The 25298-nt window shown below is 69.5% G+C and carries 25 protein-coding genes and 1 tRNA gene; 12 read left to right on the top strand and 14 right to left on the bottom strand.

The features are described from left to right. Positions 1–3: 3 nt before the first annotated feature. Positions 4–537: a cytochrome b gene (locus tag GXW79_RS14285; RefSeq protein WP_211875083.1), complete on the top strand. Its 534-nt coding sequence runs from the start codon at positions 4–6 to the stop codon at positions 535–537. A gap of 409 nt (positions 538–946) precedes the next feature. On the opposite strand, the gene GXW79_RS14280 is transcribed toward GXW79_RS14285, so the two are convergent. Continuing rightward, positions 947–1036, bottom strand: a tRNA-Ser gene (locus tag GXW79_RS14280). 61 nt (positions 1037–1097) lie between these two features. On the opposite strand from GXW79_RS14280, the gene GXW79_RS14275 reads away from it, so the two are divergent. Both GXW79_RS14275 and GXW79_RS14270 read left to right on the top strand, forming a co-directional pair. Further along, complete coding sequence (locus GXW79_RS14275) at positions 1098–2126, top strand: lipid A deacylase LpxR family protein (protein WP_211875082.1); 1029 nt, start codon at positions 1098–1100, stop codon at positions 2124–2126. Positions 2127–2192: 66 nt separating this feature from the next. Next, entirely contained in the window at positions 2193–2960 is a 768-nt protein-coding gene (locus GXW79_RS14270) for an SDR family NAD(P)-dependent oxidoreductase (RefSeq protein WP_211875081.1), read from the top strand. A gap of 41 nt (positions 2961–3001) precedes the next feature. Here GXW79_RS14270 and GXW79_RS14265 read toward each other — a convergent pair whose 3' ends face one another. Next, entirely contained in the window at positions 3002–3289 is a 288-nt protein-coding gene (locus tag GXW79_RS14265) for a hypothetical protein (RefSeq protein WP_211875080.1), read from the bottom strand. A gap of 78 nt (positions 3290–3367) precedes the next feature. Continuing rightward, positions 3368–3769 carry a VOC family protein gene (locus GXW79_RS14260; RefSeq protein WP_211875079.1) on the bottom strand — a complete coding sequence of 134 codons (402 nt, stop codon included), beginning with the start codon at positions 3767–3769 and terminating at the stop codon, positions 3368–3370. 73 nt (positions 3770–3842) lie between these two features. Between GXW79_RS14260 and mscL the strand changes: the two genes are divergently transcribed. Beyond that, a complete protein-coding gene (gene mscL, locus GXW79_RS14255; RefSeq protein WP_211875078.1) occupies positions 3843–4313 on the top strand; it encodes a large conductance mechanosensitive channel protein MscL in 471 nt (156 codons plus the stop codon). Here mscL and GXW79_RS14250 read toward each other — a convergent pair. The 7 genes from GXW79_RS14250 to GXW79_RS14220 all read right to left on the bottom strand — a co-directional run bounded on the left by GXW79_RS14250 (position 4297) and on the right by GXW79_RS14220 (position 15572). Next, positions 4297–8790: a DUF4011 domain-containing protein gene (locus tag GXW79_RS14250; RefSeq protein WP_211875077.1), complete on the bottom strand. Its 4494-nt coding sequence runs from the start codon at positions 8788–8790 to the stop codon at positions 4297–4299. The genes mscL and GXW79_RS14250 overlap by 17 nt on opposite strands. A 3-nt stretch (positions 8791–8793) precedes the next feature. Continuing rightward, entirely contained in the window at positions 8794–10365 is a 1572-nt protein-coding gene (locus tag GXW79_RS14245; RefSeq protein WP_211875076.1) for a Na+/H+ antiporter, read from the bottom strand. A 28-nt stretch (positions 10366–10393) separates the two neighbouring features. Further along, positions 10394–10882: a DUF1003 domain-containing protein gene (locus tag GXW79_RS14240; RefSeq protein WP_211875075.1), complete on the bottom strand. Its 489-nt coding sequence runs from the start codon at positions 10880–10882 to the stop codon at positions 10394–10396. A 3-nt stretch (positions 10883–10885) separates the two neighbouring features. Next, entirely contained in the window at positions 10886–12295 is a 1410-nt protein-coding gene (locus GXW79_RS14235; RefSeq protein WP_367614911.1) for a mannose-1-phosphate guanylyltransferase/mannose-6-phosphate isomerase, read from the bottom strand. Positions 12296–12398: 103 nt separating this feature from the next. Continuing rightward, complete coding sequence (locus GXW79_RS14230) at positions 12399–13901, bottom strand: tripartite tricarboxylate transporter permease (protein ID WP_211875073.1); 1503 nt, start codon at positions 13899–13901, stop codon at positions 12399–12401. Between the two features lie 29 nt (positions 13902–13930). Next, on the bottom strand, positions 13931–14527 hold the full coding sequence (locus tag GXW79_RS14225) for a tripartite tricarboxylate transporter TctB family protein (RefSeq protein WP_211875072.1): 597 nt from the start codon (positions 14525–14527) through the stop codon (positions 13931–13933). Between the two features lie 52 nt (positions 14528–14579). Beyond that, positions 14580–15572, bottom strand: coding sequence for a Bug family tripartite tricarboxylate transporter substrate binding protein (locus GXW79_RS14220; RefSeq protein WP_211875071.1), 993 nt, complete (start codon positions 15570–15572; stop codon positions 14580–14582). Between the two features lie 141 nt (positions 15573–15713). On the opposite strand from GXW79_RS14220, the gene GXW79_RS14215 reads away from it, so the two are divergent. From GXW79_RS14215 to GXW79_RS14200, 4 genes are all read left to right on the top strand, one after another. Beyond that, complete coding sequence (locus GXW79_RS14215) at positions 15714–16889, top strand: M20 metallopeptidase family protein (RefSeq protein WP_211875070.1); 1176 nt, start codon at positions 15714–15716, stop codon at positions 16887–16889. Continuing rightward, positions 16886–17674 (top strand): creatininase family protein, encoded by a 789-nt coding sequence (locus GXW79_RS14210; protein WP_211875069.1) that lies wholly within the window; start codon positions 16886–16888, stop codon positions 17672–17674. Before GXW79_RS14215 ends, GXW79_RS14210 begins: the two co-directional genes overlap by 4 nt. Positions 17675–17683: 9 nt before the next feature. Further along, positions 17684–18226, top strand: a complete 543-nt coding sequence (locus tag GXW79_RS14205; RefSeq protein ID WP_211875068.1) for a hypothetical protein — start codon at positions 17684–17686, stop codon at positions 18224–18226. A 321-nt stretch (positions 18227–18547) separates the two neighbouring features. After that, entirely contained in the window at positions 18548–19537 is a 990-nt protein-coding gene (locus tag GXW79_RS14200; protein WP_211875067.1) for a ketopantoate reductase family protein, read from the top strand. On the opposite strand, the gene GXW79_RS14195 is transcribed toward GXW79_RS14200, so the two are convergent. The 3 genes from GXW79_RS14195 to GXW79_RS14185 are packed head-to-tail and all read right to left on the bottom strand — an operon-like array spanning position 19516 to position 22460. Further along, on the bottom strand, positions 19516–20433 hold the full coding sequence (locus GXW79_RS14195; protein ID WP_211875066.1) for a YihY/virulence factor BrkB family protein: 918 nt from the start codon (positions 20431–20433) through the stop codon (positions 19516–19518). The two genes, GXW79_RS14200 and GXW79_RS14195, sit on opposite strands and share 22 nt — an antisense overlap. A gap of 57 nt (positions 20434–20490) precedes the next feature. Beyond that, the gene (cuyA, locus tag GXW79_RS14190) at positions 20491–21495 is read right to left on the bottom strand and encodes a D-cysteate sulfo-lyase (protein WP_211875065.1); all 1005 of its coding nucleotides are present in this window, start codon (positions 21493–21495) and stop codon (positions 20491–20493) included. Between the two features lie 38 nt (positions 21496–21533). Then, positions 21534–22460 (bottom strand): DUF429 domain-containing protein, encoded by a 927-nt coding sequence (locus GXW79_RS14185; RefSeq protein ID WP_211875064.1) that lies wholly within the window; start codon positions 22458–22460, stop codon positions 21534–21536. Between the two features lie 53 nt (positions 22461–22513). Here GXW79_RS14185 and GXW79_RS14180 point away from each other — a divergent pair, with 53 nt between their 5' ends. Next, positions 22514–23104 carry a cytochrome b gene (locus tag GXW79_RS14180; RefSeq protein WP_211875063.1) on the top strand — a complete coding sequence of 197 codons (591 nt, stop codon included), beginning with the start codon at positions 22514–22516 and terminating at the stop codon, positions 23102–23104. Here the strand turns inward: GXW79_RS14180 and GXW79_RS14175 are convergent, their stop codons facing one another. Then, positions 23105–23326, bottom strand: a complete 222-nt coding sequence (locus GXW79_RS14175; protein ID WP_211875062.1) for a hypothetical protein — start codon at positions 23324–23326, stop codon at positions 23105–23107. Between the two features lie 97 nt (positions 23327–23423). On the opposite strand from GXW79_RS14175, the gene GXW79_RS14170 reads away from it, so the two are divergent. The 3 genes from GXW79_RS14170 (at position 23424) to GXW79_RS14160 (ending at position 25298) form a co-directional block, all read left to right on the top strand. Continuing rightward, positions 23424–23756 carry a DUF1491 family protein gene (locus GXW79_RS14170; RefSeq protein ID WP_211875132.1) on the top strand — a complete coding sequence of 111 codons (333 nt, stop codon included), beginning with the start codon at positions 23424–23426 and terminating at the stop codon, positions 23754–23756. Between the two features lie 77 nt (positions 23757–23833). Continuing rightward, complete coding sequence (locus tag GXW79_RS14165; RefSeq protein ID WP_211875061.1) at positions 23834–24565, top strand: ABC transporter ATP-binding protein; 732 nt, start codon at positions 23834–23836, stop codon at positions 24563–24565. A gap of 1 nt (position 24566) precedes the next feature. Continuing rightward, on the top strand, positions 24567–25298 hold the full coding sequence (locus GXW79_RS14160; RefSeq protein WP_211875060.1) for an ABC transporter permease subunit: 732 nt from the start codon (positions 24567–24569) through the stop codon (positions 25296–25298).

Here is a 25298-nt window from a genome sequence, read left to right as displayed (position 1 = left end):
CCCATGTTCCAACGCTATACCGCCACGGCGCAGCTCCTGCACTGGATCACCACGGCGGCGCTGTTCCTCATGCTCCCCTTCGTTTGGGTGGCGGAGAATTTCCCGCCGGGGCCGATCCGGGTCTACTGGTATTTTCTGCATGAGTCGTTCGGCATCACCGTTTTCCTGCTGGTGATCGCGCGGCTCACCTGGCGCTTCGCGCATCCGCCGCCAGCCCTGCCGGAGTCCCAGCCTCTGGCTCTACGCGCCCTTTCGGCGGGCACGCATTGGCTGCTGTACGCTGTGCTGCTGGTGATGCCCGTCACCGGCTACCTGATGGCCGGCAACGGCCAGCCGGTTCCCTTTTTCTTCGTGTCCCTACCCGGCTTGCCGAAGAACGATCCGCTGGGCGTGGTGGCCGACACTATTCACGTCTATGGCCAGTTCGCCGTCTATGCGCTCGTCATCCTGCATATCGCTGGCACCGTCTGGCATGTGGCCGTGCGACGCGACGGATTGTTGAACCGCATGCTGCCGCCTCAGCGGCCAGAGGTGTGATGGTTCGATCGGCTGATAGGATGCGACGCACCGACAGCCCGCTCGATTCTTGCCGCCGCATCCGCCTGAACCCTGCGGCGACGTTGATGAGCGCGGAGCCCGGGTGGGCTTTGGCGCCAGCACGATGTAGCCGCGCCATCATGTGGCCGGCCATGTACAACGCCGCGACGGAAGATAGATCCTCCTCGGGCGAGGCAGCGGCAACGGCTTGCCACGCTCATCGATGCGTAGATGGTGGCGGCTGACCTCGGTGTCGTTTAGCTCGACGCCGCGATCCGCCGTGAGGCCTTGACGGAACGCGCAGATAACCGGAGGTCTGTGTTAGACTGGATGAACGAACTTCAGTTTGTCGACTGAATCGTTGGCTCGCCGGACAACCACCTACGACGCGCTGGAAAAATTGATAAACTGGCGGATGGGGTGGGATTCGAACCCACGGTGAGGTCACCCCCACGGCGGTTTTCAAGACCGCTGCCTTAAACCGCTCGGCCACCCATCCGGAATCGAAACTTCCGGGCATCATCAACGTTGCTCGCAACGGACCAGGACCAGGGACAAGCATGAACCCGATCAAGCCGCTCTTCGTCATGCTCATTCTGGCCCTCGCGCCGGGCCTGGCCAAGGGGCAGATTGTCCCTGTCATTCCAGCGGCACCGACGCCACCACCCGCGGACCTGCGCGGATCACTCTCACTGTCGATCGAGAACGACGTCCTCAACGGCACCGATCGCTACTACACCAACGGTCTCCAGCTTTCTTGGTATTCGCCCTCCGCCGACCTGCCGCTGCCGCTCGACTGGCTGGATCGCCAGCTGGACTTCCTTCTCGGCAAGGGCCAGCTGCGCTGGGGCGCGGCGTTCGGCCAATCGATCTTCACCCCGCAGGACACCGAGCGCCGCAACCCGGACCCGCGCGACCGCCCCTATGCCGGGCTGCTCTACGGCACCGTCTCGCTCGCGCGCGACAACGGCAGCAGCTTCACCCTGTTCGAGCTGCAGGCCGGCCTGGTCGGCCCCTCCGCACTCGGCCGCCAGGTGCAGAACAACTTCCACGACCTGATCTCCGACAACCGCTCCAACGGCTGGCGCTACCAGCTGCGCGACGAGTTCGTGTTCGGCGCCGTGCTCAGCCGCACCTGGCGCGTGCCGCTGCTGCGCTTCGCGGGGCTGGAGGTGGAGGCGCTGCCGTCGGCGACCGCCTCGCTCGGCACGCTGCTGACCTCCGCCGCGGCGGGCGGGATCATTCGCATCGGCCAGGGGCTGGATGCGGATTTCGGCCCCGCCCGCATCCGCCCGGCGCTGTCGGGTTCCGCCTTCTTCCAGCCGCGCACGCGCGAATTCGGCTGGTACGTCTTCGCCGGTGTCGAGGGCCGCGCGGTGGCCCGCGACATCCTTCTCGACGGCAACACCTACCGGCAGAGCCGCAGCGTCGACCACCGGCCCTTCGTGGGCGACGCCGTGTACGGCTTGGCGGTGATGTATGCCGGCGTGCGGCTGAGCTACACGCAGGTCGCGCGCACCGAGGAATTCTATGGCCAGCGCGGCGGCGTGCAGCGCTTCGCCTCGCTGAACACGACCTTCCGCTTCTGACCCACGGCATCCGGTAGGCAGGGGCACAAATCCGGCGCAGGCTTTCCGCAAAGGGAGGCCCGCCGAATGCCACAGGCTCGAAAAACCGCCGTCGTCACCGGTGCCGCGCGCGGCATCGGCCGCGCGACCGCAGATCGGTTTATTGCCGCTGGCTGGCGCGTCGCGCTGCTCGACATCGACCTGGCGATCGAGGCGGCACCCGAGAGCGACAGCGTCTTCCCCATCCGGGGAGACGTCTCCAACGAGGCAGCCGTCCATGCTGCCTTTGCCCGTATCGCGGCAAAGTTCGGCCGGCTCGACGCGCTGGTGAACAATGCCGGCATCGCCGTGTTCAAGCCGTTGCTCGAGACGAGCTTCGTGGAGTGGCAGCGCGTGCTTGAGGTCAATCTCGGCGGCGCATTCCTCTGCGCGCTCTCCGCAGTGCCCTTGATGCGGCAGGGTGGCGGTGGGGCGATCGTGAACATCACCTCGATCTCGGGCCTCCGCGCTTCGACGCTGCGGGTCGCCTACGGCACCAGCAAGGCAGCGCTGGCGCAGCTCACCCGGCAGATGGCGGTCGAATTCGCCCAGTATGGAATCCGCGCCAACGCCGTAGCACCCGGGCCGGTGGATACCGCAATGGCCAAGGCTGTCCACTCGCCCGACATCCGGGCGGCCTATCACGACGCGATCCCGCTCGGCCGCTACGGCCTGGAGCAGGAGCTGGCGGAAGCGATATTTTTCCTGTGTGGAGAGGGCGCCAGCTACATCACCGGCCAGGAACTGGCCGTCGATGGTGGCTTCGAAGCGACGGGGATTGGCCTACCGACGCTGCGGCAGGAAGGCACGGCATAGCGCAAGGGGGCCGGAGGCTAGATGCCTCCGGCCCTTTCGCTTTAGCGGTTCGGGGCGACGCGCTGGCCCGGCTGCACCGGGGCATTGCCGCTGCCGTTCTCGGTCTGCGGCGACTGGTCACGGCCCGGCGCCGGAGCGAAGCCCGGGGTGATCGGCGTGCCCTGCGCGGGCGGCACGTTCGACTGGCCGGGAACGGCCTCGGGCGGACGAACGGTGGTGCCACCCGGCGTCGTCACGGTGTCGGGGCGCGTCGGCGAGATCTGGGCCTGGGCGATGCCCATGGAACCGAACACCAGCGTGGCGGCGAGAATGGCTTTCGAGACTGTCATCGCTTCTTCCTAGTTTCTTGACCCGGAACAACTCCGGGCTTCTGCGATGACAACGCGTCCACTTGGCGCGGGTTGCGTTCAGGCTCCGGGCCATTCCGGCGCACGAAAGCTCTGCACTTCGAAGAGGTAGCCGGCCGGGTCGCGGAAGAAGAAGCCGTAGACGTTGAACTCCTTCGATAATGTCGGCGCGGTCAGGTCGGTGGCGCCGGCGGCCCTGAGGTGCGCGTGCCAGCCATCCACATCCGCCGTGACGAAGGTGTGGACCGAGCCGCCTTCGCTGCGCGCCTCTTGCAATTGCCGCGGCCCGCGCGCTTCGCAGATGCCGAGGAAGGCCCGGTTCGCGGCCACCGCGAAGATCGCGCAGCGCCCCTGGTCGAGCACCATCGGCAGGCCCAGCACCTCCGCGTAGAAAGCCCGGCAGGGCGCGGGGTCCTCCGCATAAAGGAAGGTCACGGCTTGCGCGAAAGGTTCCGGCGGCATGGCGGAAGCATGCATGGCCGTCGCATCGGCGACCAGTTACATTCCGCGCCATCCACCGGAGGGGAAGATTGATATGCGACCACCCATCACCGTGACCGAGCCTGCCTGGCTGCGCGAGTTCAAGGCCTTCATCATGCGCGGCAGCGTGGTGGACCTCGCCGTCGGCATCATCATTGGCGCGGCCTTCACTGCGATCGTCGCCTCGATGGTCGAGGACCTGGTCAACCCGATCATCGGTCTGCTGATCGGCGGGATCGACTTCTCGAACCTGTTCGTGGTGATCAGCGGCGAGCGGCGGCCCTCGCTGGACGCGACGCGCCAGGGCGGCGCCTCGGTGCTCGCCATCGGCAAGTTCCTCAATGCCGTGATCAAGTTCGCGATCGTGGCCTTCGCGGTGTTCTGGATGGTCAAGGCACTCTCGCGCTTCAAGGCCAAGGAGGAGGCGAAGCCCGCCGAACCGCCGGCGCCCACGCCGTCGGAACTGCTGCTGACCGAAATCCGCGACGAGCTCCGCGCCGCGCGCGCCGCTACGCCGACAACCTGATCCGGCCCGCCCCCGCCATGGCCGCGATGCGCGCGGCGATGGCGGGAATGGCACCCGAATCCAGCCCGAGCAGCCGCTGCACGCCGGCGGCGAGCTCACCCTCGGTCGCCACGGGCACCGCGGCCATGAGCCGGGCGGCCGCCACCTCGATCTCGGCGGGAGCGACCATCGCGACCCGGCGCAGCAGGGGCAGGCAATCGCGCCGGTTGCGTGGGGAAATCACGCTGCCTTCCGCGCGCCAGAAGCCGCCCTCCTCGACCAGCCCGTGCAGTTGGCGGGCCAGCTTCTGCGCCTGCGCCAGCGCGGCGATGTCGGCGGCGGGGAGCGTCTCGCGCGCGAAAAGCAGGCGCATGCGCTCGGCGATCACCTCGCCATGGACCGGCGCTTCGGCGGTGACAACGGCGGCCACGATCTCCGCTAGCCTGGCGAAGGGCACGTCTGGGATGGCGACGCCCGAGGGCACCTCGACCACCGCCGCCGCATAGGGCGCGGCGAGCCCGGTGTCGGGTGCGGCCATCTCCGGCGCGGCGGATGGGAGCGTGGCGCCGAGCAGCGCGCCGATCCGCGCCGCCTCCGCCTCCGGCCGCGCCAGCCAGGCGAGCGACCATGCCCGCGCCAGCGTCCAGCCCATGCCAGTGAGCGCGGCGTCGCGCCCGCGTTCGCGGTCGCGTGCGCAGCGCAGCGCGGCCCAGTCGCCGGCATCGGCCTCGATACCCAGGATGTAGTCGCCACCCTCCTTCGCCGCGACGTCGAGGAACAGGCCGGCGAGGCCCACGCGCGGCACCGCCTGCTTGCCCGCGCGGGCCACAGCCTCCCCGATCAGCGCGGCGAGCGGCGCCGTCTCGCCGGCATTGCCGGAGCGCGGTGCCTCGGCGGTGCCGGCGGCGAAGGCGAGGAAGCCCTTCAACGCCGCCTCGCCGCCGACGCCGTCCGAGCGGCTGAGGTCGATGTCGTCGGCGGCGATGTCGGAGAACACCACGCAGCGCTTCTTGGCGCGCGTCACCAGCACGTTCAGCCGACGCTCGCCTCCTTTCGCTGAAACCGGCCCGAAATTCATGCGCAAGGCTTTCCCGGTTTCCCGAACAAAACCGACACTGATAAAAATCGCGTCGCGCTCGTCGCCCTGCACATTCTCCAGGTTCTTGATGAAGAAAGGCTCGTTCGGATTGGCGGAGAAGAAGGGCTCGGTCTCCGGGCTCGCGCGCCGCGCCGCCTCGACCGCATCCATGATCGCGTCGCGCTGGTCCATGGAGAAAGCGGCCACACCCAGCGTGTCGCGCGGCGTCTCCCGCGCGTGGCGGATCACCGCCTCGGCCACCGCCTTGGCCTCGGTGTTCTCGGCACCCTTGGCCGCGACGTCGACCTTCACCAGCGACAGGCCGAGTGCCGCCGAACGCGCCTTCGGCGAAGGCAGCACGCAGAGCCGGCCGGCGTAGAAGGTGGCGTTGGAGAAGGCGATGAGGCTCTCGTGCCGGCTGCGGTAATGCCAGCGCAGCAGCGCCGAGGGCACCCCGCGCGCATTGCACAGGCCGAGCACGCTTTCCACGTCGCGTGCTGCGACGGTGTCGCTCTCGCCGCCGTCGTCATCCTCGCCGGTCATGCGCTGGAAGAACTGCGTGGGCGGCATCTGCCGGTCATCGCCCACCACCACGACCTGACGCGCACGCGCGATCGCGCCGAGCGCATCGACTGGCTCGATCTGGCTCGCCTCGTCCATCACCAGCATGTCGAAGGACAGCCCCGGCGTGAGCCCGTGCGGCGGCGCGAGGAACTGCGCGACGGAAAGCGGGCTCATCATGAACACCGGCTTGGCCGTCTGCACGGATTGCCGCGCGCGCACCAGCAGCTCGCGCACCGGCAGGTGGCCGCGCTTCTTCTCCATCTCGCCGCGCAGCACCTCCATGCCCGGCATGCCCGCGCGCACCTTCCTCAGGTCCTCGGCATGGGCGAAGGCCGCCTCGGTGCGGGCAAGAGTGACGCGGTCGCGGTCGGCGTCGCGGAATTCCTCGACCAGCCGGTCGGCGGCTTCGCCATCGAAGGCGGCGAGTTCGGGATGCGCGTGCATCGCGGCGTCCAGCAATGATTCGAGCAGCGCGTGGTCGAAGGCGTCCTCGGCCGCATCGGGCGCGAGCCGGCCGTTGGCGATGGCTTCGGCGAAGGCCTCGACCTCACCGGCGGCGGCGCGCGCGCGGCGCCAGGCCTGCCACAGCGGCAAGGTCTCGGGCTCGGTTGCCCAGGCGCCCAGCATCTCCACCAGCCGCGCGAAGGAGGGCGGCGGGCCGACGAGGGCCACAGCCTCCATCAGGATGTTCCAGGCGGCCGAGGCGACCGCGACCGGCGCGAGGTCGAGTGGGGCGGCGCCGGCGGTCAGCGCGCGCGCGGCCTCGGCGCCATGCGCCTCCCGCCACGCCAGCAGCGGGGCCATCGCCGCACCACCCCAAAGGGTGCCGAAGGCGCCGCGGCCCAGCGCCTCGCCGGCCGCGAGTGCCGCCTGCGCCTTCTGCCCGGCAATCGCCGACGCCAGCGCCGGCATCGGGTTCTCCGCATCGCGCGCGATGGCGGCGGCCACGGCGTTCGCCGCCCGCCTGGCACCCGAGAGGAAGCCGAACACGCCGCCGGGTTCGGCGAGCGTCGCGCGCGCGGCCTCGATGCCAGCGACCTCCAGCGCACCGGGCAGCAGTGCGGGGTCGGCACGCGCGGTGTCGAGGGCGGCCTGCGCCTCGACCAGGGCGCGCAGCGGCGCGGGATCGGCGACCCAGGCCGGGTGCGCCAGCGCGGCCGCGTCATGCTCCGGCACCACCGCGAGGGCGGTGGAGATCGCCTTCAGCGCGTCCACCTCGGCCGGCCCAGGCGCCGGCCGACCCAGCGCGCGCGCCAATGGCGCGAGGGCGGCGGCACCGCCGGCGAAGGCACGGATTAGGTCCGGCAAGCGTGCCATCAGCCGGTCCGTCTCGCTTGGCGTCAGGTCGCGCGCGACGCCCGCATAGGCGCTGCGGGCGCCGACGGCCCGTGCGGCAAGTTCGCGCACGGCGTCGCGATTGTGCTCGATCCGCGCCGTGTCCCAGGCGCCGGCCTCCAGCGCCAGGTCGCCGGCCTTCACGCCGCGCGCGCGCAGTGCGGCGAGGCGCCCGATCACCGCATGCAGCGGCAGCCCACTCTCGCCGACTGCGCCGCGCATGGCATCCGCGTGCCGGTTGATCCGCCCGCGCAGGGCGCCGAGGCGGCGGATCACCGGATCGCGGTCCGGCCGCGGCGGCGCCGGGCTCGCGAGGGTCGCGCGCAGCTCATCCAGCACGGCGCGCTTGGACTGCTTCTCGCTGTGCAGTTCGAGGCAGGCGGCGCCCAAGCCCACTTGGGTCAGGCGGCGCTGCACCACTTCGAGCGCGGCAAGCTTTTCCGCCACGAACAGCACGGAGCGGCCGTCGAGCACCGCCTGGGCGATGATGTTCGCGATGGTCTGGCTTTTCCCCGTCCCGGGCGGTCCCTGGATCACCAGGTGGCCACCGCGCCGCACCGCCTCGACCGCCAGCGCCTGGCTGCCGTCGACGTCCATCACGTGGTCGAGCCGCTCCACCGGGATGGTCGCATCCACATCCGTGTCGTCGGGGAATCCGGGCACGGCGTCCGGCAGCGCCTCGCCGCCGACCAGGGCGCGGATCAGCGGGTGGGTGAGCAGGCCCGGATTGGCCGCGGGGTCCAGGTCGCGCCACATCAGGAATTTTGCGAACGAGAACAGCCCGACGGCCAGCGCATCGGCGTCGACCCGCCAGAGCGGCTGACCGGTGATCGCGCCGGCCACCGTTTCCGCCCACTTGGTCGGGTCGTAAGCCTCGGGGTCGAATTCCGGCAGCGTGATGCGGAACTGCGCCGAAAACATCTCGCGCAGCGACAGGTTCTCCGCCACCTCGGCGACATCCGCGCGCAGCCGGAACACCTGGGAGACGCCTTCGCGCTCCAGCGTCACCGGCAGCAGCGCGAGCGGGGCGAGGCGCTCCGTCTCGGGCGTGGCCGCGTCGCGCCAGGCGAGCGCGCCGATCGCGAGATACAGCGTCGCGATGCCCGATTCTTCGCGCGCGATCCGGGCATCGCCCAGGATATCGCGCACCCGCTTCGCGAGGTCGGCGGCCGGCATGCGGACGCGCAGCTTGGTATCGGCCTGCCAGGCCTCCCGCGTCCCGGCCGCATCGGCGGTGGACACGCCCGTGGCCCTGGCACTCGCCGTCTTGCGCGCGCCGCGGCGGGGCTTGCCCGCCGGCGGTGCGTCGGCGGGCGCCTCCGCTTCGCCGCTGGAGACCGATTCGAAGCTGAACGCCACGCCCTCGCGCAGCTTCGCCACCAGCTGGTCCGCATCCTCGTCATCGAGGATGACGACGCCGCGCGAGCGCCCCGGCTTGGGCAATGCGAGCAGGCGGTTCCGCGTGGACAGGTCCAGCAATCCGCGCCGCGCATCCTCCAGCGCCTGGGCCAGGGTGGTCATCGGCTAGAAATCCTCCGAGGCGCCGAGCAGGCGGCGCAGGCGCAGCTCCTCGAGATCCAGTTCCTGGCCGATGCGCTGCAGCAGCTCCTCATCGAGCCCGTCCTCGCGATGGTGGCGCAGCAGCCGCGCGCGGCCATGCTGGAGCGCTTCGAGCCGCAGCTGCAGCCGCGCGGTGCGCTCGGCGGCGACCGCGCCCTGGCCGATGCCGTCGAGCAGCCGGACATTGTCGCGGTATTCGGGAAGGATGTCCTGCGCGATGGCGCCGTCGAGCGGGTCATCGGCGTGCTCGACCAGCCGCGCGAGCGAGGCCTGCGCCACCAGAGTGCGCGCCGCGGCCTCCTCCCAGCGCATCCGTGGGCTGCGCTTCTCCTCCACGCCCAGGCGGCGGATCACCCATTCGAGCGTGGTGCCCTGCACCACCAGCGTCGCGAGGATGGCGCAGAAGGCGAGGAAGATGAGCAGGTCACGCGCCGGAAAATCGATCGGCAGGGCCAGCGCGGCGGCGAGCGAGACCACGCCGCGCATCCCCGCCCAGGACAGCACGATGGTGTAGCTGAACGGCGGCAGCGGGTCGCGTCGGCGGATCGAGGGGATCTGGCGCGGCAGCCACACCGCCGGCGCGATCCACACGAAGCGCGAGACGATTAGCACCACCGAGATCGCCGAGGCGAGCCCGATCAGGGTCAGCGGCGTATAGGCGTCCAGCCGGTCGAGGATGGCGTTGAGCTGCATCCCGATGATGATGAAGACCAGGCTGTTGAGGATGAATTCCAGGAACTCCCACACCACCCGGGCTTCCTGGCGCGTCCGCGCGGACAATGACGTATGCGCGGCGCGGCCGAGCAGGATGCCCGCCGTCACCACCGCCATCACGCCCGAGGCATGCACAGCCTCGGCCGCGAAGAAGACCGCGAAGCACATCACGAAGCTTGCCGCCGTCTCGAGCAGCGTGTCGCGCAGGCGCGGGATGATCCAGATCGCCGCCCGGCCGATCACCCAGCCGATCGCGACGCCGCCGCCGGCGACGAGGATGAAGGCGCCGGCCGCCTCCCACGGGCTGAAGGCGGTGACCATGGCGGCCACCGCGAAGCGGTAGACCACCAGCGCCGAGGCGTCGTTGATCAGGCTCTCGCCTTCCAGCACGGTCACCAGCCGCCGCGGCAGGCGCAGCCGTTGCAGGATGGAACTCGCGGCGACCGCGTCGGGCGGGGCGACGATCGCACCCAGCGCGATCGCCGCCGCCCAGGGCAGGTCCGGGATCATGGCCCGCGCGACGATCGCGATGCAAAGCGTGGTGAACAGCACGCAGCCCACCGCGAGCAGCAGGATGGGGCGGATGTTCTTGCGGAAATCCCGCCAGTCGGTGCGATAGCCGCTCGCCTGCAGCAAAGGCGGGAGAAAGAAGGCGAGCGCGATCTGCGGGTCGAGCTCGACCTGCGGCATGCCGGGGATGAAGGCGATGGCCATGCCGCCGAGGACGAGGATGACCGAATAGGGCAGCCGCGAACGCTGCGCGATCAGCGCGAAGCCGATGCAGACGGCGATCAGGGCAAGGACGGCTTCGACGAGGGCCATGCACCCTACTTGCCCGAAACAATGCCGGTTAGGGAAGCCTCGGCGCGCCCGGGCCCTCGAGCCGGTCGATGCGCGCCAGAGCCTCGCGCAGCATGGTGGTGAGTTCGAGCATCTGCTGCTCGCGCAGCAGGTCGATCTTCTGGTGCAGCAGGGTGATGTCGGCCTCGGCGCGCAGGTTGACCCGGTAGTCGGCGAGCGCACGGCTGCGGTCGACTTCGGATTGCCGGTTCTGGCTCATCATGATGATCGGCGCGGTGTAGGCCGCCTGGAAGCTCAGCATCAGGTTGAGCAGGATGAACGGGTAGGGATCCCAGGCTCCGGCGCCGATGACCGCGTTGCCGGTGATCCAGGCGAGCAGTGCGACCGACTGGATGAGGATGAAGCGCCAGGACCCGACGATGGCGGCGACCGCGTCGGATAGGCGCGTCCCGAAGGTCCGCGGCGGGAGCGGCTTGTTGCGACGGCGCTGGCGGGCCCGCGCGACGGTGCGGGCGACATTGTCCTCACGCGCCGTCATGGATCAGCTCCGTCCGTAATTGTCCTCGAAGCGCACGATGTCGTCCTCGCCGAGGTAGCTGCCCGACTGGACCTCGATCAGCACGAGCGGGATCATACCCGGATTCTCCATGCGGTGGATGCAGCCCAGGGGCAAATACACGCTCTCATTCTCGCGCAGCAGGATCTGCTCGGCGTCGCGCTGGACCAGCGCGGTGCCGCTCACCACCACCCAATGCTCCGCGCGGTGGAAATGCTTCTGCAGGCTCAGCCGCGCGCCGGGACGGACCACGATGCGCTTGACCTGAAAGCGCTCGCCGCGGATCACGCCCTCATAATGGCCCCAGGGGCGATAGGCGCGGCGATGCTCGGTGGCCTGCGCGTGGCCGCCGCTCTTGAGGCGCTCGACGAGCTTCTTCACATCCTGCGCGCTGTCGCGGTGCATCGCGAGCACGGCGTCGTCGGTGACAACGATGACCGCGTCCTTGAGGCCCACGACGCCGGTGAGGATGCCCTCGCTGCGGATCAGGCAGCGCTCGGCATCGACCAGCTCGACCGGGCCTTCCGTGACATTGCCGGCGGCATCCTTGGGGCGGACCTCCCACAGCGAGGCCCAGGAGCCGAGGTCGGACCAGCCGATCGCGGCCGGCACCACGGCCGCGTGCTCGGTGCGCTCCATCACTGCATAGTCGATTGAGATCGACGGCGCGCGCTTGAACGCCGCCGGGTCGAGGCGGACGAAATCGAGGTCCCGCGTCGCGCCCGCGACCGCATCGCGCGCCGCGGCCAGCACCTCCGGCGCGTGAGTCGCGAGCTCGGCGATCAACGTGCCGGCGGTGGCAACGAACATCCCCGAATTCCACCAATGCTGGCCGCCGAGCACCAGGCGCGCCGCGGTCGGCCCATCGGGCTTCTCGATGAAGCGGGCGACGCGGAACACGCCGGCGACGTCGGGCAGCGCCGCGCCCTTCTCGATGTAGCCATAGCCGGTCTCGGCGGCGGTCGGCGCCATGCCGAAGGTGACGATCAGCCCGGTCTGGGCGGCCTCCTCGGCGCGCGCGAGGGCGGTGTGCAGCGCGGGCACGTCCTCGATCGCGGCATCGGCCGCCATCAGCCACAGCAGCGTCTCCGCGCCATGGGCCTCTTCGGCGAGCAGGGCGGCGACGGCAATGGCCGGGGCGGAGTTGCGCGCGACGGGTTCGAGCACGATGCGCGCGCCGGGGATGGCGCGCAGCTGCTCGGCGACCAGGAAGCGGTGGGCCTCGTTGCAGACCACCATGGGCGGGTGGAAGGCCTCGCCGGCGGCGCGCAGAGCCGTCTCCTCGAGCATCGGGCGCTCGGAGATCAGCGGCCAGAACTGCTTCGGATAACTCTCGCGCGAGAGGGGCCAGAGGCGGGAGCCGGAACCACCGGAAAGAATGACGGGAAGGATCACGCGGGCCTCCGACAAAAGAAAAGAGTTCGGGAGACGTCCCCCCGAACTCTTTTTTCACTCCCTACACGGGTCGTGGCCAGGAATAAAGCACGCTACTCGCTCTCTATTCCGCGAGCGCCTTGTCCTTGCCCTTGCGCAGGGAGGGCAGCAGCATCGCGATCATCGCCGCCGCCGCGATCGCCAGCATCGAGGCGCTGATCGGCCGTTCGACGAACACCATCACGTCGCCGCGGCTGAGTAGCATGGCCCGGCGGAGGTGTTCTTCCATCATCGGGCCAAGCACGAAGCCGATCAGCAGCGGTGCCGGCTCCATCTTCAGCTTGGAGAAGATGTAGCCCACGAAGCCGAACAGCACCGTCTGGTAGACGTCGAACACGTTGTTGCTGAGCGAATAAACGCCGATCGCGCAGAACACGAGGATCGAGGGGTAGAGATACTTGTAGGGAACCTGCAGCAGCTTCACCCACATGCCGATCATCGGCAGGTTGATGACCAGCAGCATCAGGTTGCCGATCCACATGGACGCGATCAGACCCCAGAACAGGTCCGGCTGCGCCTCGACCATGCGGGGCCCGGGCTGGATGCCCTGGATGATCAGCGCGCCGACCATCAGCGCCATCACGGCGTTGGCCGGGATGCCCAGGGTGAGCAGCGGGATGAAGGAGGTCTGAGAGGCCGCGTTGTTGGCACTCTCCGGCCCGGCGACACCCTCGATCGCGCCATTGCCGAACTCGGCGCGGCCGCGCGACATCTTCCGCTCCATCATGTAGGAGCCGAACGAGGCGAGTGCCGCGCCACCACCGGGCAGGATGCCGAGCAGCGAGCCGACGACGGTGCCGCGGAGAACCGCGGGCGTCGCGCGGGAGAATTCCTCCTTGGTCAAAAACAGCGAGCCAACCTTGGCGGCCAGCACGCTGCGCTGCTCGGGGCGTTCAAGGTTGAGGATGATCTCGGCGATGCCGAACATGCCCATGGCGATCGAGACGAAGCCCACGCCGTCCGACAGCTCCGGCACGCCGAAGGTGAAGCGCTGCTGGCCGGTCTGCACGTCGGTACCAACGAGGCCAAGGGCAACGCCGAGGACCACCATACCGACCGACTTCAGCACCGAACCCTGCGCGAGCACGGCGGAGATGATCAGGCCGAGCAACATCAGCGAGAAGTAGTCGGCGGGGCCGAAGGACAGCGCGACGGACGTCAGCAGCGGACCCGAGGCCGCGACCAGTACGGTCGCGACCGTGCCCGCGAAGAACGACCCCAGCGCCGCGATCGTGAGGGCCGCGCCGGCGCGTCCGTTGCGCGCCATCTTGTAGCCTTCGAGCGTGGTGACAACGGAACTCACCTCGCCTGGCAGGTTGAGCAGGATGGCGGTGGTGGAGCCACCATACTGCGCGCCGTAATAGATGCCCGCGAGCATGATGATGGCCGTCGTCGCCGGCTGGCCGAAGGTGATCGGCAGCAGCAGCGAGATCGTCGCCACCGGACCGATGCCCGGCAACACGCCGATGGCAGTGCCGATCAGGCAGCCGAGAAGGCAGAACAGGATGTTGTTCACCGTCAGCGCGACGGCGAACCCGTGACCCAGATTGGTCAACAGCAATTCCATGGCATTATTTCCTTATTGCTTCGCCCGGATCACAGGAACTGCGGCCAAACGTTCACGCGGATATCAAGCTCCTTGATGAACACCCACCAGCACAACACGCACAGAAAGATGATCATCCCAAGCACGCCCTTGGGCCGATGGTCGGGGTCGGCGAGTGCAGAGACCAGGATGCAGCCGACCAGCGCCAGCATCAGCCCACCCTGCTCGAGCAGCAGACCGAACAGCGCAAAGCCCGCATGGACAAGCCCCAGCGCGCGCCACCCATGCGGGATCGCGAGCACCAGGCACCCGGCCAGGATTGCCGAGCCCAGGATGTAGTAGTTGCCCTGGAAGATGTTGAGGCGCTCGACGATGATGTAGGTCGCGAAGAACGCGACGATGGCCGCCGGGATCGCGAGCACCTCGCCCGTGGTCCACTTGTCGAGCGGGTTGGGCCCGCTGAACAGCGCGAAGAGGGTCACGATGGCGCCGATCCCGAGCAGGATGACGAAGGTCAGCATGGGCATGTAGCCGGGCCCCATGCGACGGGCGGTGCCGAGCGCGTGGTCCTGGTTCAGCCAATAGCCGATCACCGCGAACAGAATCAGGATGATGCCCGAGAGCAAATCCTTGGTGTTGATCTTCATCCCAAACCCCTTGCCGGAACGTGGCCCGTTCCTGTCTTGAACTGCAAACGCATCATCCCGCCTCGGCGCCGGAGGCTCTCACCACCGGCGCCCAGCGGGCGAATTCCTCCGCGACGAAACGCGTGAAGCCGGCCGCATCCAGCGTGCCAGGCGTGCCGCCGAATTCGGCATAGCGCGCGCGCACATCGGCGGTTGCCAGCACAGCGCGCACTTCCGCGTTCAACTTGGCGACGATCGCGGCCGGCAGGCCGGCGGGACCGGACAGGCCAAACCAGCTGTCGCAGACGAGGTCCACGCCCTGTTCGCGGAACGTCGCCACCTCGGGGAAGGATGGGTGGCGCTCGGCCGAGCACATCGCGATGGCGCGCACGCTGCCGCCGCGGATATGCGCCGCCGCGGAGGGCAGGCTGTCCGACATCAGCGGCACCTGCCCGGCGATCACTGCGGTCATCGCCGGGCCGGCGCCGCGGAAGGGAACATGGTGCAGGTCGATGCCGGCGAGCTGCGCAAGCTGCACGATCAGCAGATGGTTCGAGGAGCCCGCACCGGAGCTCGCGACGTCGAGGCCCTGCGGCGCGGCGGTGGCGCGGGCGCGCAGCGTCGCGAGATCGGTGATCCCGGCACCGCGGTGGGCGACCCAGACCGACGGGTTCGACGTGACCAGCGCCACATGGGTGAAGTCGCGCACCGCGTCGTAGCGCACCGTATTCGCCGGATAGAGGCTGGGGCTGATCGCGTGGCTCGCGATGTTGGACATCACCAGCGTGTGCCCATCGGGTGCCGCACGCGCGACGAACTCGGAGCCGACCATCGCACCCGCGCCGGCACGGTTCTCGATGATGACGGGCTGGCCGAGACGTTCGCCCAGGCCTTGAGCGATCAGCCGCGCGACGAGGTCGGTGGTGCCGCCCGGCGCGAAGGGGACGATGAGGCGGATGGGCTGCGAGGGCCAAGCCTGCGCGAACGCGGGCGCGCCGACCATCGCGATGGCGCTAAGCCCCGCGATGACGCCGCGGCGTCGCACTGTCCCGGCTTTGAACCGCACTGAACCCATCCCTCCCGGAGGTCTTGCGCGGGTATTGCATGGCATTTCATGCGCAAGCAAGCCGCTAGCATTGTCATGGAGCCAACTTCACCTAAGGTCACCGCACGAAGATTGCGCATTTTATCCCGGGAGATCCGCGCCATGCTGCCCAATGACCCGCAAAGCGCCTTGCGGGACGCGGTTACCGTGCTGGAACCCCACCTGATCGCGCTGCGCCGCAGCATTCACGGTCACCCCGAACTCGCCTTCCGGGAGACGCGCACCGCGGGCATCGTGGCGGCCGAACTCGCGCGGCTGGGCATTGTCCACCGCACCGACGTGGGCGGCACCGGCGTGGTCGGCACGATCGAGGGCGGCCGCCCGGGTCCGACGCTCGCGATCCGTGCCGACATGGATGCGCTGCCGATCCATGAGGAGACCGGCCTGCCCTTTGCGTCCGATACCGATGGCCAGATGCACGCGTGCGGGCACGACATCCACACCGCGACGCTACTGGGTGTCGCCGCCATCCTGCGCGACCGCGCACCGCACTTCGCCGGCTCCATCCGCCTGATCTTCCAGCCGGCCGAGGAGATCCTCGAAGGGGCCGCGGCGATGATCCGCGATGGCGCGGGGGAGGGCATCGACATGGCGCTCGGCTTCCACAACCAACCGGACATGCCGGTCGGGACATTCGGCTATGTGCGCGGCGCCTCGCTGGCGGCCTCGGACAGTTTCGACATCATCATCCAGGGCAAATCCGGCCACGCCGCGCACCCCTATGCGGCGGTCGATCCCATCGTCGCCGCGGCCGCCTTCGTGGGCCAGGTGCAGACGGTGGTCAGCCGCGAGGTGAAGCCGCTGCACCCGGCCGTGGTCACCATCGGGCAATTCACCGCGGGCACCACCTACAACATCATCCCCGAGCGGGTGCACCTGAAGGGCACGGTGCGCACGCTGCACGCCGCGGCGCGTGACACCGTGGAGGCCGCGATCCGACGGCTCGCGGACGGCATCGCGCTGGGGATGCGCGTCACCTGCACCATCGACTACCGGCGAAAGGTGCCCCCGCTGGTCAACGACGACCGCGTGCTGGACCCCACCATCGCCGCCGTGCGCGCGCAGTTCGGCGACGTGGTGCATGCGGGCGAGCCCTCGATGGGGGCCGAGGATTTTGCCGAGTTCGCCGCACTCGCGCCGGCTTTCCAACTGCGCATCGGCGCCGGTGCCGCGGGCCGTGACGACCGGCTGCACAACGCCCACTACCAGCCCGACGAGGCCTGCATCGGCCTGGGCGTGCAGGCGCTGTCGCGCGCCGCGCTGGAGCTGCTGGCTTGAGCGGCCATCGCATCGCGCAGCTCACCGCGCCCGTCGTCGCGGCGCGGCTCGCCGCCGGTGCGGCGGTGCTGCTGCCGATGGGCAGCACCGAGACGCACGGTCCCGCCCTGCCGATGGGCGACTACCTCTATGCCGAGGACATCGCCACGCGCATCGCAGAGACGGCTGCGCAGGCCGGCGACGATGCGCTGGTTGCCCCACCGGTCCCGTTCGGCGGGGAGGATTTCTTCGCCGGCGTCCCTGGCGGCGTCTCGCTGACCAATGACGTGCTGCAGGCCATCGTGGAACAGATGGCCGAGGCGTTCCTGCGCACCGGCACGCGGCGCATCCTTGTCGTCAACGGCCATGGCGGATCGATCGGCGCGGTCGATGCGGCGGCGAGGGCGATGCGCGCGAAGCACGGCGTCATCATCGCGACGCTGCACCTGTGGAAGGTCGCGGGCCCGTGGCAGCGCGAGCTGGGCGGCGCGCCGGAGGCCCTCGGACATGGCGGGGACCCCATTGCCTCGGTGGCGCTGCACCTGGTGCCGACGCTGTGCGCGCCAGAGGCCGCCCGGACGCGAACCCCCTCCGCACCCTTCCTCGGCCTGCCCATCACCGGCTTCGGCACCGTCGCGTGCGAGGGCGTCGAGTTCGCCGTGCCGATCAACGTGGCCGAGATCGCCGATGGCGGGGTCCAGGCCGCCGATGCGCGCGGCGTGAACCCGGCGCACGGGGCGCGCATCGTGGCGCGTTTCGCCATCGCGGGTGCCGCAATGCTGGCGGCGCTGCGCCAAACCGCCTAGGCTACCGCCATGCTCCGAGCCCCGCTGCTGGTCCTCGCCTTTGCCATCGTCCTGCTCGAGGAGACGATCTGGCGCTGGGCGCGCGCGCTCGGCGGCGTGCTCGCGCGCATCCCGATCTTTGCGGCGCTGGAGCGCCTGGTGCCGCGGATGGATCCGCGGCTTGTGCTCGCGCTGTTCCTCATCCCCATCGCGCTGCTGTTTCCAGTGAAGTTGACGGCGCTGTGGCTGATCGGAACCGGCCATGTGTTCACCGGCGTCGCGCTGATCGTCGCGGCGAAGATGCTCGGAACGGCCTTCTCCGCAAGGCTTTACACAATCGCCGAACCGCGCCTGATGCAGCTGCCGCTGTTCGTGCGCCTGCGTGGCCTGGTGACGCGCCTGCTGGCCCGCGCCCATGCCTATTTGGATGCCTCGCCGGCCTGGCAGTCGGCGCGGCGCGCGATGGCGCGCGCGAAGCAGTCGCTGCGCGATTTCAGGCTGCGCCATTTCGGCGGAGGCGGCTTCGCGGCGGCCCTCGCCTCGGTGCGCCGGCGGTTCCGCGCGCAGCCCTGAGCTCGCCGCCGCAGGCTCCGGCCGCGCGCCCCTGGGGCGCGAGATGCGCGGCGAAGCGCGCATGGGTGCTCGGCACTGAAATGCTGCCATTGGACAGGCGGTAGGGTCCCGCGATCCGGCCAAGCTGGTCCAGCATCACGACCAGCGCAGCGACGGCTTGCTGCATGCCCTCGATACTCGTTGCACTCTTGCCGGCGGTCATTGCCGCCCGGCTGTCTCATTCCCCATCCCGGTTGCGCCGTTGTCCCCAATAGACAAAAATAAAAGAAGGGGTTTGGGGGAATTCATTCCCCCATGCTTTCTTTCTCCTGGGGACCTCACATGAAAATCTGCATCTACGGCGCCGGCGCCATCGGCGGTCATCTCGCCGCGCGTTTCGCGAAGGGCGGTGCCGAGGTTTCAGTGATCGGCCGCGGCGCGCATCTGGAGGCGATCAAGGCGAACGGCCTCACCGTGCATGCCTTCGACGGCGTTCATCACTCGCGCCCGCACGCCGCGACCACGGCCGAGGAGCTTGGCCCACAGGATGCGGTGATCGTCACCACCAAGGCCCCTGCCCTGCCGAGCGTCGCCGCCGGCATCGCCCCCCTGCTGGGACGCGACACGTCGGTTGCCTTCATCATGAACGGCATTCCGTGGTGGTACTTTGATCGGCATGGCGGCCCGATGGATGGCCGTCGACTGCCGGAGGTGGACCCGGGCGAGGCGATCCGCGCGGCCATCGGGGTGGAGCGCGCGATCGGCGGGGTGGTCTATTCCGCGTGTTCCGTCCAATCGCCGGGCGTGGTGATTTCCGAGCACGCCGATATCCGCGTCTATCTGGGCGAGCCGGACGGCACTCTCTCCGCCCGCGCCCATGCCATCGCGGACCCGATGGCCGCCGGCGGCATGCCCTGCCCGGTGGTCGATGACATCCGGCACCGGGTGTGGGGCAAGCTGATGGGCAACCTGACCTCCGGCCCGCTGTGCCTGCTCTCGCGCAAAGACATGGCGAGCACGCTGAAGGATCCGGTGCTGTATGCAGCCGCGGTGCGGCTGGCGGAGGAGGGTGCGGCCATCGCCAAGGCGCTCGGCCATGATCTCGGAACCAGTGCCGAGGCGCGCGTGGCTCGGAGCGCGGGCATCGCGCACAAGCCCTCCATCCTGCAGGACCTGGAGCTCGGCCGGCCGATGGAGGTAGAGGCGCTGCTGAAGCTGCCGCTGCGCCTGGGCCGCGAGATGGGCGTGCCGACGCCAACGCTGGAATTGCTCGTGGCGCTCGCCGCCCAGGCGGCCGAAGCCGCGGGCTGCTACTCCCCCGCGGCGCGCTGAGCGTCCTGTGCGGCGGCCACGGTCGGCTGCGCGGCCACGGGGCTCGCCTGGCGTGACCCGTGGCGGCTGGCGAAGGCGCGGGTGAACTCGGCGCCGGCGAGGAAGATGACCGAGGAATAATACAGCCACACCAGCACCACCACGAGCGTGCCGGCCGCGCCGAACCCCTTGGCCACCGCGCTGCCGCCGACATAGGCCGCGATCAGCGTCTTGCCGGCGATGAACAGCAGCGCCGTGACCAGCGCCCCCAGCGTCACGTCGCGCCAGGCGAGGCGTCGGTCCGGCAGCACCTTGTAGATTGCCGAGAACAGCAGCGTCAGGACGATGAGCGACACGGTGAGATCGAGCGCAATGGCCAGCACGTCGCCGCCCGGCATCGTCTGCTTCAGCCAGTCGCCGAAGGAGGCGATCATCGCGCTGATCGACAGCGAGGTGATCAGGATGAAGCCCGTCGTGGCGACGAGCCCAATGGCCGAGGCCTTGGCGCGCATGAAGCGCGTGATCGTCTCGCGCATGGACCCGGCCGCAGGGGTCTCGGTTTTCCACACCGCGTTGAGCGCGGATTGCAGCGCCCCGAAGGCGCCCGAGGCGGTGAGCAGCAGCGTCGTCGCGCCGATCGCAAGCGCCACCGTGCCGCGTGCCTCGCCGAGTGCGCCTTGCGCCATGCCGCGCACCTCGACCGCCGCCTGTTCGCCGAGCAACCCGCGCAGCTGGTCGAGCATGGCTGCGTCGACCTGCTCATGGCCGAAGATCACGCCGGCGAGGCCGGTGGCGATGAACACGAGTGGTCCGATGGAGAACAGCGTGAAATAGGCGATGGAGGCGGCCCGCGAGAGCGCTTCGTCGGCGATGAAGCCCTCGCCGGCATCCTGCAGTAATTCCCACAAACCGCGCATGCGCCTACCCCCGAAACGGGGGAGCAACGCGGCGCGGCGGGCTCGGGTTGCCGCGGTTCAGGCCGCCGCGTCGAAGGTGGCCTGGTAGGCGAAGAGCCCGGCCTGGCCGCCGGTGTGCAGGAAGACGATGGTCTGGCCCTTCTTCCAAACGCCGCGGCGGCAGTAATCGATGAGCCCGGCCATGCCCTTGCCCGAATAGACCGGGTCCAGCAGCACCGCCTCGGTCTCCGCGACCAGCCGCACCGCCTCGATCATGCCAGGTGTGGCGATGCCGTAGCCGGCGCCGACGTAGTTGCAGTCGGCCACCACATCCTCGCGCTGCACCGCGCCGGGGATTCCGAGCAGGTCGCAGACCTTCTCGGTGAGCTTGAAGACGTTGGCTTCCTGCGTCTCCTTCGGCGCACGCACGCCGAAGCCGTGCACCTTGATGCCCGAGCGGAAGCCGGCGAAGCCGGCCACAAGCCCGGCCTGGGTGCCGGCGGAGCCGGTCGCGTGCACGACGTAGTCCACGGCGATCCCAATCTCGTTCGCCTGCTGCGCGATCTCGGTCGCGCACAGCACATACCCAAGCGCGCCCACCGGGTTCGAGCCGCCGCCGGGGATGACGTAGACCTTCTTGCCCGACTGGGTGAGTTCCTCCGCGACCTGGGCGAGGGCCGCGTTCATGTCGGTGCCGCCGGGATAGTGCCGGGTCTTGGCGCGGTACAACGTGTCGAGGAAGACGTTGCCCCCGGTCATGTAGTTGGCGTCGGCGTCCTGGACGCGGTTCTCGAACAGCAGCTCGCAACCCATGCCGAGCTTGGCCGCGGCGGCTGCGGTCTGGCGCGCGTGGTTGGACTGCACGGCACCCTGGGTCAGCACGGTGTCCGCACCCTGGGCCACGGCCTCGGCCATGAGGAATTCCAGCTTGCGGGTCTTGTTGCCGCCGGTGGCGAGGCCGGTGCAGTCGTCGCGCTTGATCCAGATATCCGGCCCGCCAAGGGCGGCCGTCAGGCGCGGCATGAACTCGAGCGGCGTGTTGGAATGGCCGAGGCGGATGCGGGGAAAGCGGCCGATATGCATGGGGGCGGTTCCAAGGTTTGTTTTGCGCACTCTGCCCGTTACGGCCCGCGCGGCAAAGCCGCCTGACCCAGGACCCAGCCCTCCACGCTGCGGATGGCGGGATCGTCAGGGATGAAATCCGGGCGCAGGCCGTCCAGCACGCCGATCAAGCCGAGCAGCCCAATCACCGAATCGAAGCGGTCCTCGCCCGCCGCGTCACGCCCGAAGCCGTCGCGCACGGCGGCGATCAGCGCTGCGTCGCCGAGCACGTGCCGCGCCGCCATCACGTCCAGCAGCGCCTCGGCCAGGGCCGCACGATCCGCCTGCACCCGTTTGCTGCCGGCCATGCGCAGCCCGCAATGGCGCAGCGCCTCCGCCGGATAGACCTCCGCCACCACCGCCACGCCGGGGGCGAGCAGCGCATGCAGCCCACCCGCGAAAGGCCAGAGCCGGATCGGCACGCCGGCCGCCAGCGAAGGCGCCAGCCAGTCCCGCCAGGCGGCGATCGCGGCCTTGCCGGATTGGTTGGCGCCCAGCGTCCAGAACACCGGCGCGCCGGCTGGGCGCTCCGCCGTGGCGCGGTCGCACCAGCGGCTGAGCCCGGCGGGGCCCGAGAGGCCGAGGGCCGCCGCATGCGCCGCCCGCGTCATGCCTTGGACGCCGCGCTGCGGATAGAAGGGCCGCGCCAGCGACACCGTGTCCAGCGTGTCGCTGACCGCGAAAAAAGCCGGCCGGTCGACGAGACCACGCAGGAAGCCCGGGAATTCCGTGATGCCTGCCAGCGCCGCATAGTCGCGCGGCACGCCCAGCGGCAGGTCGAGCCCGAGCGCCACCGGCACGCCCTCCGCCAGCAGCCCCGCGAGCATGGCGTGCGGATCGCCCACCGGGCGCGGCGCCCCGGCGCGCCAGCCGGCCGGGACCCGGCGCGCGATGGTCATCCACCGCTTGCGCGGATCCGTGCTCCAATCGGCATGGGCCGCGATCATGGCGGCAGGCTATGGCATACTCGTCCCGGGCCGCCCAGCGAAGGAGAGCGCGCATGGATACCAGCATGGCAACGCCGGTGCGCGGCACCGACCCGACCCATCCCGACGGCCAGTACGGCGCCATCGCCAAGCTGTTCCATTGGACCACGGTGGTGCTGATGGCCATCGCGCTGCCGGCCGGCTTTCTGCTCAGCTACATCACCGAGGCCGACAACAACGTCCATAAGTACGGCGCCTACGCCATCCATGAATCGGCCGGCCTGACCATCCTGTTCGTGGCGATCCTGCGCCTGGTCTGGCGCCGGCTAAGCCCGCCGCCGGCGCCGGCGCCGCACCTGCCCGCCACGATGCGCCGCGCCTCGGACTTCGTGCACCACGCGCTCTACGCCATGCTCATCATCCAGCCGATCATGGGGTTCCTGGCGACCAATGCCTTCGGGTTTCCGATGCAGGGCGCGACCGCCTATCTGGGCTTCATCGACCTGCCGAAATTCATGGAGACCCATGAAACGCTGGCCAAGGTCTTCGGCACCATCCACACCATCGGCGGATATCTCACGGCCTTCCTGCTCGCTGCGCACATCGGCGCGGCGGTGTTCCACCACGCGATCCGTCGCGATGGCACCCTGCTGCGGATGCTGTGATCAGAGCGGCTTGGTCGCCTTCTCCATGAGGCGGGAGAAGAAGCCGGTCTTCTTGGGCTTCACCTCCTCGGTCGCGGCGCGGGCGGCCTTGGACGCCGCCTCCTCCTCCGCGCGCTCGCGCTTTTCTTTTTGCGAGAGCCATTTCTCCAGGCTCATGCCGGCCTTGGCGGCTCGCTTCGCCTCATAGGCGCGCTGGCCATCGGTAAGCTTCTTCTCCGCCATCGCCGAACCCTCGATCCCTGTGCCGGCTATCTCGCGCGCCGGCGAGCGCCCGGCAAGAGGGCTTGCGCCCCTGGCGCACGGCGCGCATTTGCCCGTCATGGAAGCGCGCGTGAAGGCAGGCCTCTGGGTCTCGATGGCGACCCGCATGTCGGACATCGCCGGCCGCCCGGCGACCGTGGTCCGCAAGGGCGACGCCGATGCCGGCGGCGTGCTCTGCGCCCTGCTCGGGCGCGAGGGGGTGGTGGTGCTGGCCCAGGCGCGCGACGGCGAGGGACGGCTGGTCTGGATGCGCGGCACCGGCCCGGCCCCGGTCCCCGAGCGCGAGGCGGACGCCTATGTCGCCCGCCAGGTGGACCGCGACCCGGACCTGTGGGTGGTGGAGTTCGAAGCGCCGGACTACCTGCCGCCCTTCGAGGCGAAGCTGATCTGAGGGCGCAACCTCTTGCATCCCGTGCGATCCGCGTCCAAACCCTGCACCACACGCATATCTCCGGGAGTGACCCGCCCTTGCCGGCTCTGATCGAGATCGAGCGCCTGACCCGACGCTTCGGCGCCTTCACCGCCGTGGACGATGTCTCCTTCACCGTCGCCAAAGGCGAGGTCCTGGGCTTCCTCGGCCCCAATGGCGCCGGCAAATCCACCACCATGAAGATGCTGGCGGGCTTCGTGACCCCCACCTCCGGTACGGCCCGCATCGCCGGCTTCGACATCGCCGAGCAGCCGGTCCAGGCCAAGCGCGCGATGGGCTTCCTGCCCGAGGGCGCACCGACCTACCCCGAGATGACGGTCACCGATTTCCTCGCCTTCTGCGGCCGCATCCGCGGCTTTTCCGGCCGCACGCTGGACGAGAAGCTCGCCATCGCCATGGCGCAGACCCAGCTCGAGGGTGTGCGCCTGCAACCTATCGAGACGCTGTCAAAGGGCTTCAAGCGGCGCGTGGGCCTGGCGCAGGCACTGCTGCACGACCCGCCGGTGCTGGTGCTCGACGAGCCCACCGACGGCCTCGATCCCAACCAGAAGCACGAGGTGCGCGACCTGATCCAGCGCATGGCGCCGGACAAGGCGATCATCATCTCGACCCATATCCTGGAAGAGGTCTCAGCGGTCTGCACCCGGGCCATCATCATCGCCCGTGGGAAGGTGCTGGCGGACAGCCCGCCCGCGGCGCTGATGCGGCCCGGCCAGACGCTGGACCAGGTCTTCCGCGACCTCACCCTCGCCCCGCGAGAGGCCGCCTGACATGAGCCCCACGCTGATCGTCGCCCGGCGCGAACTCGCCGGCTATTTCGCCACCCCGGTGGCCTATGTGTTCATCGTCATCTTCCTCGTGCTCTCGGGCGCACTGACCTTCACGCTGGGCGGCTTCTTCGCGCGCGGGCAGGCGGATCTCTCGCCCTTCTTCAACTTCGTCCCCTGGCTGTTCCTGTTCCTGGTCCCCGCGCTGACCATGCGGCTGTGGGCGGAGGAACGCCGGCTCGGCACCATCGAGCTGCTGCTGACGCTGCCCATCACGCAATGGCAGGCGGTGGTGGGGAAATTCCTCGCCGCCTGGGCGTTCTGCGCCGTGGCATTGGCGCTCACCTTCCCGCTGTGGGTGACGATCAACCTGCTCGGTAACCCGGATAATGGGGTGGTCCTAGCAGGTTATGCCGGGTGCCTGATGATGGCCGGCGCCTATCTCGCGATCGGCGCCGCGCTCTCGGCCGCCACCAAGAACCAGGTCATCGCCTTCGTCCTCGCCGTCGCCGTCTGCTTCGTCTTCGCCGCCGCCGGCAGCCCGATCGTGACCGACTTCCTCTCCCAGCGCGTCCCGCTTCTCGCCGAGACCGCGCGCGGCCTGTCGCTGACCGAGCGCTTCAACGGCTTCGCCCGCGGCATCATCGCGCTGCGCGACATCGTCTTCTTCGCCTCCTTCATCCTGTTCTTCCTGTTCCTCAACGCCGTCGTGCTCGACCATCGCAAGGCCGACTGA

The organism is Plastoroseomonas arctica (assembly GCF_018128965.1).
In the GTDB taxonomy this organism is placed as follows: domain Bacteria; phylum Pseudomonadota; class Alphaproteobacteria; order Acetobacterales; family Acetobacteraceae; genus Plastoroseomonas; species Plastoroseomonas arctica.
The sequence above is the reverse complement of the archived record's forward strand: the minus strand, read 5'-3'. Positions and strand labels throughout refer to the sequence as shown.